At 55.8% G+C, this 15,555-nt stretch carries 12 protein-coding genes and 1 tRNA gene; 10 read left to right on the plus strand and 3 right to left on the minus strand.

The features are described from left to right. The first annotated feature begins 39 nt into the window (after positions 1 to 39). Both QEP11_RS02560 and recJ read left to right on the plus strand, forming a co-directional pair. Positions 40 to 1,044, plus strand: a complete 1,005-nt coding sequence (locus tag QEP11_RS02560; protein WP_284335009.1) for a phosphoglycerate mutase — start codon at positions 40 to 42, stop codon at positions 1,042 to 1,044. Further along, positions 1,041 to 2,756: a single-stranded-DNA-specific exonuclease RecJ gene (recJ, locus tag QEP11_RS02565; protein WP_284335010.1), complete on the plus strand. Its 1,716-nt coding sequence runs from the start codon at positions 1,041 to 1,043 to the stop codon at positions 2,754 to 2,756. Before QEP11_RS02560 ends, recJ begins: the two co-directional genes overlap by 4 nt. A gap of 163 nt (positions 2,757 to 2,919) precedes the next feature. Here recJ and QEP11_RS02570 read toward each other — a convergent pair whose 3' ends face one another. Then, positions 2,920 to 4,656: a methyl-accepting chemotaxis protein gene (locus QEP11_RS02570; RefSeq protein ID WP_284335011.1), complete on the minus strand. Its 1,737-nt coding sequence runs from the start codon at positions 4,654 to 4,656 to the stop codon at positions 2,920 to 2,922. Positions 4,657 to 4,872: 216 nt separating this feature from the next. Here QEP11_RS02570 and QEP11_RS02575 point away from each other — a divergent pair, with 216 nt between their 5' ends. The 7 genes from QEP11_RS02575 (at position 4,873) to QEP11_RS02605 (ending at position 13,427) form a co-directional block, all read left to right on the plus strand. Continuing rightward, positions 4,873 to 5,742 carry a PHP domain-containing protein gene (locus QEP11_RS02575; RefSeq protein WP_284335012.1) on the plus strand — a complete coding sequence of 290 codons (870 nt, stop codon included), beginning with the start codon at positions 4,873 to 4,875 and terminating at the stop codon, positions 5,740 to 5,742. A gap of 55 nt (positions 5,743 to 5,797) precedes the next feature. After that, entirely contained in the window at positions 5,798 to 6,433 is a 636-nt protein-coding gene (locus tag QEP11_RS02580) for an L-threonylcarbamoyladenylate synthase (protein ID WP_284335013.1), read from the plus strand. Between the two features lie 51 nt (positions 6,434 to 6,484). Then, on the plus strand, positions 6,485 to 7,147 hold the full coding sequence (locus QEP11_RS02585) for a site-2 protease family protein (RefSeq protein ID WP_284335014.1): 663 nt from the start codon (positions 6,485 to 6,487) through the stop codon (positions 7,145 to 7,147). A 65-nt stretch (positions 7,148 to 7,212) separates the two neighbouring features. Further along, the gene (locus QEP11_RS02590) at positions 7,213 to 8,520 is read left to right on the plus strand and encodes a tryptophan--tRNA ligase (protein WP_284335015.1); all 1,308 of its coding nucleotides are present in this window, start codon (positions 7,213 to 7,215) and stop codon (positions 8,518 to 8,520) included. Positions 8,521 to 8,573: 53 nt separating this feature from the next. Then, complete coding sequence (locus QEP11_RS02595) at positions 8,574 to 9,260, plus strand: response regulator transcription factor (RefSeq protein ID WP_284335016.1); 687 nt, start codon at positions 8,574 to 8,576, stop codon at positions 9,258 to 9,260. Between the two features lie 48 nt (positions 9,261 to 9,308). Then, a complete protein-coding gene (locus QEP11_RS02600) occupies positions 9,309 to 11,009 on the plus strand; it encodes a FecR family protein (RefSeq protein ID WP_284335017.1) in 1,701 nt (566 codons plus the stop codon). Between the two features lie 120 nt (positions 11,010 to 11,129). After that, the gene (locus tag QEP11_RS02605; protein WP_284335018.1) at positions 11,130 to 13,427 is read left to right on the plus strand and encodes a CHASE2 domain-containing protein; all 2,298 of its coding nucleotides are present in this window, start codon (positions 11,130 to 11,132) and stop codon (positions 13,425 to 13,427) included. Positions 13,428 to 13,526: 99 nt separating this feature from the next. Here the strand turns inward: QEP11_RS02605 and QEP11_RS02610 are convergent. Then, positions 13,527 to 13,603: transfer RNA gene (locus QEP11_RS02610), tRNA-Arg, on the minus strand. A 189-nt stretch (positions 13,604 to 13,792) separates the two neighbouring features. On the opposite strand from QEP11_RS02610, the gene QEP11_RS02615 reads away from it, so the two are divergent. After that, a complete protein-coding gene (locus tag QEP11_RS02615; protein ID WP_284335019.1) occupies positions 13,793 to 14,827 on the plus strand; it encodes a DNA/RNA non-specific endonuclease in 1,035 nt (344 codons plus the stop codon). Between the two features lie 55 nt (positions 14,828 to 14,882). Here the strand turns inward: QEP11_RS02615 and QEP11_RS02620 are convergent, their stop codons facing one another. Continuing rightward, a complete protein-coding gene (locus tag QEP11_RS02620) occupies positions 14,883 to 15,407 on the minus strand; it encodes a hypothetical protein (RefSeq protein ID WP_284335020.1) in 525 nt (174 codons plus the stop codon). Positions 15,408 to 15,555 lie beyond the last annotated feature (148 nt).

Here is a 15,555-nt window from a genome sequence, read left to right on the forward strand (position 1 = left end):
GGCTGACGAGATGTAGCGGTTTAGGGACAATACAGGTCTATGCCGTCCTCTGCCCTGCCCGTTTTACCTCTGCCATTTGCCGTAGCCAATGGCAAAGCCCACCACCAGCACCTCATCTTGCCGTATGCGGCTTTGCAGGATGACAGCTGCCAGCATGTGCTCAAGAACCTGGCATTGCCGCAGCTGGAACAATTGTTTCCTTTGCTCACCTCCAGCCATGTGGATGAAGGAACCTCGAGTGACCCCATTCCTCCGCACGAACGTGCTGTGGCCCATTTATGGGGGCTGAATCCCCGAGCCCCCGCTTGGGCAGCCTTGGCGCAGACGGAGGCGCCAGCACAAGCCTGTGCATGGATGACACTGTGCCACTGGACTGCCGGTGCTGATCAGGTACGCATGGATGACCCCGCCACGCTACCACTGGACATGGAACAGGCACAGGCCCTGCACGACGTGCTTCAGCCCTGGTTTGCAGAAGATGGTCTGCGGCTGGAAATTGTGGCGCCTGGACGCTGGTGCATCCACGGTGAGCCGCTGCAAGGACTGGACACCGCCTCGCTGGACCGCGTACTGCTGCGTGATGTGACCCCCTGGTTGCCCCAGGTTGCAGCGGCACGCAAACTGCAACGTCTGCACAGCGAAGTGCAGATGCTGCTCTACAACCATGCATTCAATGCCCAGCGCAGCGAACGCGGCCAGCCTCCCATCAATGCGTTTTGGCTGCATGGCGCAGGTCAGCTAAGTGTCGATGCCTGGCAGGCAGCACGTACACTGCAAAAAGTGGCCCCCGTAAAAATCGTGGACAGCCTGCGTCAAGCGGCCTTACGCCAGGATTGGCCTGCATGGAAAGCGGCCTGGATGGCCGCCGACGCCGGCCCGATTGGTCAGGTACTGGCGCACGTGCAACTGGGCGGTACAGCCACAGTAACCTTCTGTGGTGAAAACCATGTCCGCAGCTTCACCACCAAACGTCGCGGTTTTGCCGACAAAATCAAGAACTATTTCAGCCCCCAGCGCTTTGCTGGATTGCACCAAGCGCTATGAAGATTATCGAGAGAGTGATACCGGAGAGCACCGTACAAAACCTGGTGCAATCAGGCATCTCCCCTTTGTTGGCCCGCCTGTATGTGGCACGCGGCGTGCAATCCTGTGATGAGCTGGATACCGGCCTGGGCAAGCTGCTGCCCCCTTCTGGTCTTAAAGGTATCCAGGAAGCAGCCTGCGTGCTGGCCGATGCCATCGCAGCGCAAAAACGCATTTGCATCGTGGCCGACTACGACTGCGACGGAGCCACCGCCTGCGCAGTCGGAGTGCGCGGGCTGCGCATGCTGGGCGCGCACCATGTCACCTACGAGGTGCCTGATCGCATCACCGATGGTTATGGCCTGTCCGCGCCCATTGCTCGCCGCGTGCATGCTGCTGGTCATGAGCTGTTGCTGACTGTAGACAATGGCATTGGCAGTGTGGACGGTGTGGCTGAAGCTATGAAACTGGGCCTCACGGTGGTGGTAACCGACCACCACTTGCCAGGCGAAGTCCTGCCCACACCACACGCCATGGTCAACCCCAATCAGCCAGGCTGTACCTTCGAGAGCAAAGCCATGGCTGGCTGCGGCGTGATGTTCTATGTGCTGCTGATGCTGCGAGCCGAACTGCGAGCACGCGGTGTGTTCAACGCGCAGAACCAGCCCAAGCTGGATACTTTGCTGCCGCTTGTAGCGTTGGGCACCGTCGCCGATGTGGTCAAACTGGATGCCAACAATCGCCGCCTCGTGGCGCAAGGCCTGCAGCGCATTCGCAAAGGCCATATGCAAGCAGGCATTCGGGGCCTGTATGAAGCTTCTGGCCGCTCCTACCAGCAGGCCTCTACATCTGACTTTGGCTTTGCCCTGGGTCCACGCATCAATGCCGCAGGCCGTCTGGCTGATATGACGATTGGCATTGAGTGCCTGCTCACCGACAACGATGCTCAGGCGCTGGAACTGGCCCGTACGCTCAACAGCATCAACCGAGAACGCCAGGAAATGGAAAGCGGCATGCGCATGCAGGCCTTTGCTCTGGCCGATGAGCTGTTTGAGGACGGCACAACGCCACCTGCGGCCATCAGCGTGTTTGACCCGGACTTTCATGAAGGTGTAGTGGGCATTGTTGCCTCACGCGTCAAAGACCGCTTGCACCGGCCTACCTTTGTTTTCGCTGCCAGCCAGGCTGAGGGCAAGGCACACGAACTCAAGGGCTCTGGCCGCTCCATCCCCGGATTTCACTTGCGTGATGCGCTGGATCTGGTGGCAAAGCGCCACCCTGGCGTGCTGCTGCGCTTTGGTGGACACGCCATGGCCGCAGGCTGCACGATTGATGAAACGCGCTTTCACGAATTTGAACGCGCTTTCGCCCAGGTCGCCCAAGAATGGCTGGATGCCAAAACACTCACCCGTTGCGTGGAAACGGATGGCCCACTCGACCCAAGCTTCCGCCATGCCGCAATGGTGGAACAACTCAACCTTGAAGTGTGGGGCCAAGGCTTTGCCTACCCCACTTTCAGCGAGGACGTGGAAATTCTTTCCCAACGCCTCGTGGCAGAAAAGCATTTGAAACTGCAGGTACGCCACCGTGGCGATGTGGTGGATGGCATATGGTTTGGTCGCACCGAGCCCTTGCCCGACTGGGTGCACATGGCGTTTCGTCTGGACATCAATGAATTTCGAGGTGAGCGCAAAGTTCAGTTCTTGATCGAGGGAGCGGAAGGCAAATCCTGAGCACAGTGTGAGAAGTTGCCATCTGCACCAAACACCCCCGCTGCGATCTATCAACAGCAAAGAGACATCTGCTTCAGATAAGCCATACTCTTCAACTTGCATTCATCATTAAAAAAGGCCTGCAATGCAGGCCTTTTGAGCAGAGCATCAGAGCTTTTGGCTGCTAAAAGCTTTCCCAATCGTCGTCAGTGCTCGCTGGCGCAGGCTTAGACGCAGGTGCCAGCTTGGGTATAGCCATCTTGCTGGCAGGCACGCCAGCCTCTTTTGCGAGCTGCATTTTGGGGGACCTGGCAGGCAGCGACTTGCTCACACTACGCGCAATCACAGATTTGCTTGCAGGAAGCGGCGACCCAACGCCGCCCACGTTGAAGATCGACACCACCTCCGACAACCGTTTCGCCTGCTCATTCATGGCCACAGCCGCTGCGCTGGACTGCTCCACCAAAGCCGCGTTTTGCTGCGTCATCTGATCGAGATTGCTGACCGCCTGATTGACTTGGGCAAAACCATCATGTTGTTCGCTGGCTGCAGCACTGAGCTCTCCGATCAAATCCGTTACACGACGCACGCTGTAGACAATCTCTTGCATGCTCTCACCAGCTTGAGCCACTTGCGCAGAACCGGCATCCACATTGCTGACGCTGTCCGAAATCAATGCCTTGATTTCCTTGGCTGCCTCTGCACTGCGTTGCGCCAATGATCGTACCTCGCCCGCCACCACGGCAAATCCCCGGCCTTGCTCACCTGCCCGCGCAGCTTCGACGCCCGCATTCAGCGCAAGAATATTGGTCTGAAAGGCGATGCCATCAATCACGCCGATGATGTCGGCAATCTTGTGGCTACTGCTCGTGATCTGCTGCATGCTGCTGACCACCTGTTCAACCACAGCACCTCCACGCTCTGCCGCCTGTACTGCCGTATTCGACAGCTGATTTGCCTGACGTGCAGTATCAGCTGCCTGTGACACAGTGGCAGTCAGCTCTTCAATGCTGGCCGCAGTCTCTTCTAGGTTGGCCGCTGTTTGTTCGGTACGCCCCGACAGATCCTGGTTACCTCCTGCGATCTGACTTGCCGCTGAAGACACGGATTCCACTCCATGGCGAACCTCCGACACTACTGCACGCAAGCGCGCAGTCATGGCATTCAAGCTGCGCAGCAAAGCACCAAGCTCATCACGGCGGTCATCGCTGATTTCCACGGTCAGGTCTCCTGCGGCAATGCTTTCTGCCAGCTTCACCGCTTTATCCAGAGGATTGGTGATCTGCCGCACCATCAGCATGGTCAGCAGCAGACCGACCATCACTACCGCTGCAAGCACCAGCCTGCCCAGCAGCAAGGCCGTATCGCGTGCTTTCTGGCCTTCAGCGTGCAGGCTTTCCCGCAGGCGCTCCTGCAAGCTCACCATCTCAGTTTGTGCCTGGTTGTAAACCGTGACTGCAGGCAACACCTGTCCATCCAGCATGGCACGCGCTTGAGACCAGTCCCCCGACTCTCGGGTTTGATGAGTTTTGGCTATCAGCTCAAGCACCTTGGACCGCGCTTGTGCAATTTTTTTCAGCTGTTGGTGTCCCTCTGGACTTGCAAGCAGTCGCTCCAGCTGCTCCTGCAATGCCGTAGCCTGAGCAATACCTTCTTTGATTTTGCTCTGCGCATAAAGGTTCACTTCATCTTCGGACGACATGGTGCCCAGCACCACATGAGCCACAGCAGAATCTGTGACTCCACGCCACTCCAAAGCCAATCGAATGCGGTTTTCATAGTCCCGCATTTGAAGACGCTCCGTCTCCTCCAGCTGGCTGACATAGTTGCTCATCAAAAAATTAGTAAGCAGCACCAGTGAAAGTACGCTGAGAAGCAGCCCCCAAATTTTTTTAGTAACCGACACATTTTTCAATTGCATCCCTCCTCCCTCCACCTTTCATAGACTTACCTCACGAGCGATCGCCTACCGCATCGTTCACGCATTCTCCGAGGAATTGGCAAGTGTAAGCAAATGTGAGGAGCATGACTACACCGCCTTGCATGAACTCAAACACCGTTGAAAATCAAGTGCACCACTTTGATGCTTTGTGTCGAATGCAGCCGCTTTGAAAAAACTATCATTTCTTTGATTTCTATGCCAATTTCTTTTCACGCTGATCTGCATTGCCACTCCACGTTCTCTGACGGCACACTCTCTCCCACAGCCTTGGCGCAGCGTTCCAAGCGCAACGGAGTCACTCTGTGGGCCTTGACCGATCACGATGAAATTGCAGGCTTGCCAGAAGCTCGGGATGCGGCCTTTGCGCAAAATCTGGACTTTTTGACAGGCGTTGAAATCTCCGCCAGTTTTGCCAATACCACCGTACATATCGTCGGCCTGGGTTTTGATACCGACAACACGCAACTGCGACAGGGCTTGCAGGACTTGCGCAACAATCGTGGCCCGCGCGCGCAGGAAATGGGGCGCCAGCTGGCCGCCGTTGGCATTCCCGATGCTTATGAAGGTGCCTTGAAGTTTGTGGGCAATCCTGCGTTGATTTCACGCACCCACTTTGCTCGTTATCTGGTGGAAGCAGGCATTTGCAAAGACACCCATGAAGTCTTCAAAAACTACCTGGTGGAAGGCAAACCTGGCTACACCCCCCAGCGCTGGGCAACTCTCGAAGATGCTGTGCGATGGATTACCGGCGCCAGGGGTGTTGCTGTGATTGCCCATCCCGCACGTTACGGATTTAGTCCAACTGAGGAATTCGCTTTTTTCAGCAGCTTCAAGTCGTATGGAGGACAAGCTATCGAAGCTGTGACCGGTAGTCATAAGCCCCATGAGTATTCCCATTACGCAGATTTGGCCAAGGAAATGGGATTGACCATCTCCCGCGGTAGTGACTTTCACAGCCCACAAGAGTCCCACATTGACATCGGAGGCTTGCCCGCTGACCCACCAGGCACCACGGGCGTGTGGGAACTGCTGCAAGCACGCATTCAAAAAGCCGTTAGCGCATAAGCTGAGCAAGCGCGCACAATGCAGCCCAGATAAAAAATAAACAAGGACAAGCTCCATGGCCCAATACTTTGAGATCCACCCCGACAATCCGCAGCCACGATTGCTGAAACAGGCAGCTGCCCTCTTGCAAAAAGGCGGCGTATTGGCCATTCCCACTGACTCCAGCTACGCCTTGGTCTGCCAGCTGGACGATAAAAATGCCGTGGATCGCCTGCGCCGCATTCGTCAGGTCAACGACAAACACCATCTCACCTTGCTATGCCGTGATTTGTCTGAACTGGCGAACTACGCCGTGGTCGACAACAAACAGTTCCGCCTGATGAAGCTTGGCACGCCTGGTCCCTACACTTTTATCCTGGATGCCACCAAGGAAGTTCCACGCCGCGTCAGCCACCCCTCTCGCAAAACCATTGGCTTGCGCGTTCCAGACCGCAAAGGCACGCAAATGTTGCTGGAACTGCTCGGTGCACCGCTGCTGGCCACTACCTTGATCGCCCCCGGAGAGGAAGATCCGATGAACGATCCGCAAGCGATTCGCGAACGTTTTGAGCACGATCTCGATGCTGTGGTCGACGCGGGTGCCTGCCCTCTGCAGCCCACCACCGTGATTGACCTCACTCCTATGGCAAATGGCAGCGAACCCAAGGTGCTACGCGAGGGCGCTGGCAGCTTGCAAGCAGTGGGTCTGTAATCCCAAAGCGGGTTTCAGGACAGTCTCAGTGATGTTTGCGACAATTGCACGGTGAACGAATTAATTCAAACCGTCCTGATCTATGCCTTGCCCGTGTTGTTTGCCATCACGGTGCATGAGGCTGCCCACGGCTATGCGGCCCGCCACTTTGGTGATCACACAGCATCCATGCTGGGACGCATCACCCTCAACCCCATCAAGCACATTGACCCTATCGGCACTATCCTGATGCCGTTGCTGCTGTATTTTTCGACTTCAGGCGCTTTCTTGTTTGGTTACGCCAAGCCTGTTCCCGTGAATTTTGCCAATCTGCGCCACCCCAAACGCGACATGATCTGGGTGGCTTTGGCAGGCCCGGCCTCCAACTTTTTGCAAGCTATTGCCTGGGCCATCGCCTTGTTACTTTTGATGATCGTTGATACTGGTGAGCGCTTCTTTCTGGAAATGGCGCGCGCCGGCATCCTGGTGAACCTCGTTATGTGGGCCTTCAACCTGTTTCCGCTTCCACCGCTCGATGGTGGCCGCATTGTGGCTGGACTGCTTCCCACACGTGCTGCCATCACGTTCTCGCGCATCGAACCTTACGGATTCTTCATCGTCTTGGCGCTGGTGCTTTTGGGCATTGTGAGTAGCATCTGGCTGCTTCCTTTAATGAATATTGGTTACAGCGTCATTGATTTCATCATCCAGCCCCTGCTGAGTGCGCTGCGCTAAAAACAAAAATATCTGCAGGCATGCACCGAAGCTGTTTCCTGCATTTCAGAATTGATTTGAGAAATATGACTACTACCCGCTTTCTTACAGGCATCACGCCTTCCGGCACCCCGCACCTGGGCAATTACGCGGGTGCTATCCGCCCTGCTATTGCTGCCAGCCAGACACCTGGCATGGAGAGCTTTTACTTTTTGGCCGACTATCACGCCCTGATCAAATGCCAGGATCCTGCGCGCGTAAACCGTTCCACTTTAGAGATTGCTGCCAGTTGGCTCGCTTGCGGCCTCGATCCAGAAAAAGTCGTTTTCTACCGCCAGTCTGATGTGCCCGAGATTCCCGAGCTCAACTGGTTTCTGACCTGTGTCACGGGCAAAGGCGTACTCAACCGTGCCCACGCCTACAAGGCCTCTCAAGACAAAAACGCAGAGGCAGGCAAAGACCTGGATGATGGCGTTACTGCAGGCTTGTTCATGTACCCGGTGCTGATGGCTGCAGACATTCTGATGTTCAACGCACACAAGGTCCCTGTTGGCCGCGACCAGATTCAGCACATTGAAATGGCGCGCGACATGGCGTCCAGCTTCAACCACTTGTATGGCGAGCACTTCACTTTGCCCGAAGTGGTTATTGAGGAAAGCGTTGCCACCTTGCCAGGCCTGGATGGTCGCAAGATGAGCAAAAGCTACGACAACACCATCCCACTGTTTGCTTCGCGCGAACAGCTCAAGAAACTGATTGGGAGCATTGTTACCGACTCTCGCGCACCAGGAGAGCCCAAGGACACAGAAGGCTCCGCGCTGTTCCAGCTCTACCAAGCCTTTGCCACAGAAGCTCAGACCGAAGCCATGCGCCAGGCTTTTGCCAACGGTATTGCATGGAGTGAAGCCAAACAAATGCTGTTTGAATGCGTTGATGCCGAGCTGGCCCCCAAGCGTGAGCGCTATGAAGATTTGATGGCCCACCCTGAAAAGGTTGAAGCGGCCTTGCAAATTGGTGCTGAACGCGCCCGGGCGCTGGCTCGCCCATTCATCGCAAAACTGCGCGCTGCAGTGGGTTTACGCAGTCTCGCCAGCCAGGATGGTGGCACCAAGAAGGCCAAGCCGGCCACCAAGGTGGCCTTGCCCAGCTTCAAGCAGTACCGGGAGTCTGATGGCAAGTTCTATTTCAAATTCTTGGCGGCCGATGGCCGGTTGCTGCTGCAAAGCACAGGATTTGATCAACCCAAACTGGCTGGCCAAAGCATTGCTCAGCTCCAACAACAAGGCTCTGCAGCACTGAGCACATTGGCTGAGGTGTTGCAATTTGCAGACGGTATCTCTGAAGCTGATGTGACACAAGCACTGGATTCCTTGCAAGAGGCAGTCAAAGCCTAAGATACGTATATACATAAGCAACCAGCCCCAACGATAGAGAAGGAGCCATCTGAATGCGCATTGCCGTTCTGGATGATGACCGCTTGCAGCTCGAAATGATGGAGCGTGTGGCCACTGAACTTGGCCACACCTGCCGTCTGCATGAAAACGGCCAAAGCTGTCTACAAGATTTGCGTCGTGAAACTTTCGATATGCTGATTGTGGACTGGGAGCTGCCCGACACCAATGGCCCAGAAGTTATACGCTGGGCCCGTGAGCATTTAGCGCCTTCTCTGCCTATTTTGTTCGTCACACACCGCAGCGAGGAAAGTGACATTGTGCAAGGTCTGCAGTGTGGGGCCGATGATTTCATGACCAAGCCCCTGCGCGTGCCTGAGCTCAAGGCCCGCATGCAAGCGCTGCTGCGTCGAGCTTACCCGCAATGCACTGACGATGTGCAGAGCTTCGGACCTTACACCTTCAAGCGCTCTGCGTTGACCGTGACTTTTGGCAGCAAAGAGGTCGTGCTGACCTACCGTGAATTCGCATTGGCTATTTTGCTATTTCAGAATGCAGGTCGCCTGATGTCGCGTGATCACTTGCGCGAAGCCGTCTGGGGCCAAAACTCGGAAGTGCTGTCACGTTCCCTCGACACGCACGTTTCGCGTTTGCGCCAAGTGCTGCAACTGCGCCCTGGCAATACCTATTCGATTGCCGCCGTATATGGCTTGGGTTATCGCATGGATGAGCACAGCAGCTAATCTTCCCTGAACATCAACCGCCCTATGCCACACACAGCAGCAGCTTTTTTGCCCCACAAACGCCTGATTCTGCTGGCGGGATTGGTAACGGTTGTTTCGGCTTCAGCCCAGAACAAGCTCACGAGCGAGAGGACCATCACGCACCAGGTTCTTGCGGGCGACACCTTGGAGCAATTGTCCCGCCGTTACTTGGGAGACGGTTCGCTATGGCCGGCACTGCAAAGTCACAACGGTGTGAGCAGCCCCTACCGGCTCAAACCAGGTTCCCTGCTGGAAATCCCTTTGCAGCTCATGCGTGCTGCCACTGCATCTGTGGACTACGTGCAAGGCACCGCTCATATTCAGCGCAGCGGTGCTTCAACCGCTGCTACACGTGGCATGCCTTTGCAGGAAGGTGATCGACTCAAGCTCGATCCAGATGCCTTTGTAGCTGTCAAGCTTGCTGATGGCAGCACTGTGCGTGTTCAAGCGGCCTCGCAAGTTCAGCTCAGCCAACTACGCCGACGAGGCCGTGCAGGCAGCTTGCAGTCTGTGCTCGAAGTTGAGCAAGGTGGTATCGAAGTGAAAGTACCAGGCAAGCCCGATGCATATCGGCGCCTGGACGTATTGACCCCTGTGGCCGCCACCAGCGTCCGCGGCACGGAGTTTGATGTCCAACTCGCAAAAGACGGCAGCTCCACCACTGCCGTACTCAAAGGCCGTGTTGCACTGCAATCGCTGCTTGATACGGAAGGCTCTCGCCCTGCAGCACTGCTGAGTCCTCAGACCGGTGTCAGGGTGAATGCGAACGGCCAGGTTCTAGCAATCACAGATTTGCTCCCTGCCCCCCCAGCAAGAGAACTACCCTCTTTGAATGAAGATGCACAATGGCTCACCCTGACAATGCCAGCCTGGAAAGAGGCCCAGGGCTGGCGCGCCTTTGTCAGCAAAGATGCACTGGGCAAGCAAGTGCTGCGCAATGGTCAGTTTGCAGGCAACACTGCTCGATTTGCAGCCATTGAAGATGGTGATTATTTCTTGCATGTCCGCGCAGTGGACACACAAGGGATCAGTGGCATGCCGGCTACCGTTCCTTTGCGAGTGAAAGCTCACCCTGTCCCTCCACTACCTCAGAGCCCAGCCCCTTCCGGTGTGCTTGCTCAAGGCGAAGCGCAACTGCAATGCACCCCTGTAGCCGGTGTGCACAATTACCGCCACCAAGTGATTGCGCTGGAGCGCTTGGACAGCCCCGCTGCGCCCTCCGATTTTGCGCACCCTTTCTTGCAACACAGCAGTTCGGAACAATGCCACCTGGACTTAAGCACATTGCCTGCAGGTACCTATGCATGGCGAGCTGCCAGTGTGCGCATGCCGGATAACCAGCCAGACCAAGGACCATTTGGAGCCGCCCATATTTTTCGCATTGCGCCCAAACCCTCGGCGCTGAGCCCGGACGACTTGCAAGTGCAAACACTGATGGGTCGATCCGTCATTCACTGGCAAGGTGAAGCTGGACAGCGCTTTCGCTTGCAAGCTTTCCCCAGTGCTGACAGCACTGAGCCCGCACTCGATACCATGTTGGCAGAGCCCCGCTGGACCGCAACTGGACTACCAGCGGGCACCTGGTTCATCCGCATTCAGGTACAAGCCCCCTCGGGCTTGAGCAGTGCATTTTCACCTGCGCGTAGTGTGCAGGTGCTTGAATTGGTGCAAGACGGATTTGGCAATCCCATAAGCACATCCACTGGCCTGGGCGTTGAACACCGCTGATGCCATGTTCAGCCCTCGACACCTGGCATTGGAGCCCTGCGGCAAGGCACACTGCTTGCACACCAAACCTCAGCCCCATGCGCAAGCCTCTCGACTGCTTTGTGTGGAAACAGTCTTTCCATGAAACGCTCTCTTTCACTGGAATGGCTGCTGATGTCATTGGGCTTGCTGGCTCTGGTGTTTTGGCTCTCCGGCCCACAGCATTTGCAGCGTGCCAATCTTTGGTTGCAAGATGTTTCGCTGCGCCTGCAAAAACACCAGGCGTCTCCTGATGTAGTGCTGGTTCTTGCCGATGAGTACAGTCTGGCCAGCATTGGTCGCTGGCCCTGGCGGCGAGCCTTGCACGCCCATGTTATTCAACAGATAAGTGCCGGACATCCGCAATCCATTGGTTTGGACTTTCTCTTATCCGAAGCAGATCTAGACTACCCCGAGGACGATCTCGCGCTTGCACAAAGTATTGCGCGCAGCGGGCGTGTCGTACTTCCTGTTGTGCGCGGTTTCAGTGATCAGACCATTACTTTGCCGCTACCCATCTTTACAGAAGCGGCAGCCCGACTGGGTCATGTACATCTTCCCCTCGATGAGGACGGAGGTGTTCGCAGTTTTTATGCCCTTGAAGGTATCGCTTCCCAGCCTTGGTTGCACCTTGGGCTGTCCATGCTGTGCATCAGCCAGGCTCAGCGCCCTGAATGCAGCAGCTCTAACGCAGGGAAAACTGCAATTCCCACCGGCCAATGGGAACGCCATGGGCTAACACACATTTCCTTTGCTCAAGGCAATCCGCCTTTTGCCATGTATTCCTATTTGGATGTGTTGCAGGGGCGCATTCCTGCATCTTCCTTTCGCAACAAGCATGTGGTGATCGGCACCGCTGCCACCGGGCTAGGAGATACCTTGGCTACCCCGAGCGGCAAAAACCAGGGAGTAACCCACAGCACAGAACTCGTGGGTCATATTCTGAGCGGAGCACTGCAGCACCAGCATGCATCCGGTGCAAGCCCGTGGGCAAATCGCTTATACAACCTGGTACCTGTTGCACTTGGGCTTGCAGCATTGTCCATCCTGGGCCCCTCGGCAGCGCTACTGACCTGCATAGGCCTGGCAGTACTCACCATCCTCATACAAGTGCTGGCTCCCGCGCTTTGGAATACCACCTTCAGTTCCGCGGCGGCCTTGCTTGCATTGGCATCGGCCTATCCACTGTGGAGCTGGCGGCGCTTGAACGCAGCCGCACGCTTTTTGAACCAGGAAATGCAAGGCTTGCGGATTCAAGGTTTGAGCTCCAGCAGCCCAACACCACGCATAAAAGGTGATTTCTTGCAACACCGCATTGCGGCGGTGGAACAGGCATCGCAGCAGTTGCGCCAGTTGCACCAGTTTGTGACAGAGACCTTGCTGCAACTTCCATCGCCTACTCTTGCTTGCAACAGCAAAGGACAGATTTTGCTGGCCAACAGTGCGGCACACCGCTATGCGCAAAGCTTGGGCCGAAACCTTAAAGAACACCAAGCCTTGGCTGATCTGCTGGAAGGCACCATGGAGCGAGGCACCCTACAGCCCTTGTGGGACAGCAGCAACCCGCCATCGCTCACGCAAGCCGTGCATCGCGAGGGCATTGATATCAATAAAAATAGCCTGCTCATGCTGTGCGAGCCATTCACCGTTGCAGGGGAAACAGGCTGGCTGGTGAGCTTGGTGGACATCAGTGACCTGCGCCAGGCCATGGCACAGCGTGATCAGGCCATGCACTTCATCTCCCACGACATTCGAGCCCCCATCGGCGCCATTCTCACTGTGATCGAAATGGAACAGCACTTTGGCTCGAACAGCAGCGAAGCGATCTCCCCGCTGTTGATTGAACGCATCCAGCGGTATGCCCGCAATGGACTGGCGCTGGCCGATGACTTTGTGCATCTGGCGCGTGCGCAGAACACTTCGGCCCAACGTGTGCCTGTGGAGTTGGGAGCGGTTATCGACCAGGCACTGGATGACACCTGGGCTTCGGCGCGCGAGCGTTTTGTGGAGCTGGACTGGATGCCTCAAGAAGAAGAAGCATGGGTGCTGGGTGATGCCAGCATGCTGCGGCGCGCTTGCGTCAATCTGATCAGTAACGCCATCAAATACGGCCCTGTGGAAGGGACTGTCTATTGCAGCCTGACGTTGCAGGGGAAGCAGTGGTGCATTACGGTACGCGATGAAGGGGAGGGCATCAGTGACAAGGAGCAAGAGCGTCTGTTTGCGCCTTTCACCCGTCAGGCGCAGCATGTAGCCAGCAGCATCCAAGGCATTGGGCTGGGCCTGGCCTACGTGCATACGGTAGCGCAGCAGCATGGCGGCCGGGTAGAGGTCCAGAGCCAAGTCGGTGAAGGTGCCAGCTTCAAGCTTCTAATCCCCCAAGCGCAAATCAACGCTTAAGCAAAAGCAAAAGCAAAAGCAAAGCCGTTGCGCAGCAAACAATTCGGATTGTGAAAACGAAAAAGCCTCAGAACTGAAAAGTTCTGAGGCTTGTCGTTTTGGTGCGGCTGGCAGGAATCGAACCCACGACCCCTTGGTTCGTAGCCAAGTACTCTATCCAGCTGAGCTACAGCCGCCGAAGCCATGATTATATGCATGTTTGAACGACGTTTTAGCTCATTACGAAGAATTTCCATTTTTTTTAGCACCCATCGGAATGACTGTATTTTTATACAGTTTTTAACATCAGAAATAGTTGAGGCCATTAGAATACGCTCGCTTCACGCTATCAGCTCAATAGCAGATAACGGTAGGCAGTACGTTCTATGGCTACGCGTAAGAAAAAAACCTCCCCACCTGTGACTTGGATGCGCCAATTGCGCCAAAGGCTTACCAGTCGCATGGCTTGCTTTGTATGGGGAGCAATTTTTGGCAATGCCATTCTGAGCCAGCCTATCAACCCGCTCAACTTACTTTTGCAGCCGCCTGAGCAGATGCTCAGCGAGTCATCCAGACAGTGGCTGGAGGATTTCCGCAACACAGTTCGCCGCATCAGTGCAGCTTTTACTGGCGATGCAGTGGATGCACTGATCGAGCAAGCAACCGGCTGGATTTCGCACACACCAGCGCCCCACCCGACACCGGTCGCGCCATCGTCCAGCACACCGTCATCGAGCAACGCTTTTGGAGCGTGCAGCGACCAGTTCCCACAGCAACGCGCTTTGCAGGTGAGTGCTGTGAGCGCCCAATGGACTCCCCTGGCACTGTGTTCAGATGCATTTGCCGTGCTGTATTCAGGATTGACCAAAACGCCCATGGTGGTAGTGGAAAAGCTCAATCGTGTACGTCTGCAAAGCGCAGCAGGCTTGGAGCGAACTGACCAGTTCTATGCCGACACTCGTGTGCCCGAAAAATGGCGCGCAGACTTGGCTGACTATCAAGGTAGTGGTTTTGACCGTGGCCACCTGGCTGCTGCAGCCAACCAACCTACAGCCCAAGCCATGCTCCAGTCATTTGCACTGAGCAACATGGTGCCGCAAGATCCCACACACAACCGCAAACTGTGGTCTAAGCTGGAATCCGACACCCGCAAATACGCCTTACGTGCTGCAGGTAATGTGTTTGTTTTCTCTGGCACCTTGCATGAGGGCAATACCAAGACCCTGGGACGTAATGCCGTGTGGATTCCTAGCCACCTGTTCAAGCTGGTGTATGACGAGGCAGGACAACGTGCCTGGGCTTATATATTGCCCAATCGCAGCGATGTACAAATCACACGCCCCATGGACTACGCCAGCTTTGTACAACGCACACACTGGGCTTTGCTGGACGGGCTGCCCATCACCGGGAGTTTGCGCTAATTGAAGAAAGCGCATTCAACAAGACGCTTTTAATTCGAGTACCAATCGATACCACTCAAACCTCTGTATCTTCGGCAGCCTCAAGCTCTTGAGCATCACGGATGCGCACATGCATCCAGCAGCCACGTGCTTCGCCCTGTTTCACCAAACGAGTTTCCACTTTCAGTCGGTTAAGGGGCAGTGTCGGAATTTCATACAGTGAGGGGGTACGCAAAATTGCGTCCTGTGTCGGCATCTTCCAATACTGGTCATAACCTGCGTGGTAGGCCACTTGTTCGCAGATACCCGCGCGACGCAAGTCTGCCTGCATTCTGGCTGTGAGCTCTTGCCCAGCATCTGCACCCAAATCTGGCACGAGCAACAGACGCTGCGTTGCTGGCTGTACATGCAACCAAATCATGGCAGGGCCTTCCAGCCCCTTTTCAACTACAGCGGGCGTGGATGTCGACACCCCGCCCTCACGCCCCATAAAGCGCTGGCGCTTGCCTTTCCCCTCTGCCCGAGAGCTTGGCGTTTTGGCAGGGGCCGTTGTCTGCTCACCACCTGTCAATGTCGAAATCAACCGATCAAAAATACTCACTGCTGCTCTTTCAAGTCTGTCTACGGCAAACAGACATTCGCTACGCCATCAAAGGGCCTATTGTGACAAAAAGCCGCCGAATGCCACTGCATTAAGGCACTGATTCCTCCCTGCAAGAGCCCAAGTCTTTGTACCTAGCGCACCTGAA

The organism is Comamonas halotolerans (genome assembly GCF_030162935.1).
Lineage (GTDB): Bacteria > Pseudomonadota > Gammaproteobacteria > Burkholderiales > Burkholderiaceae_C > Comamonas > Comamonas halotolerans.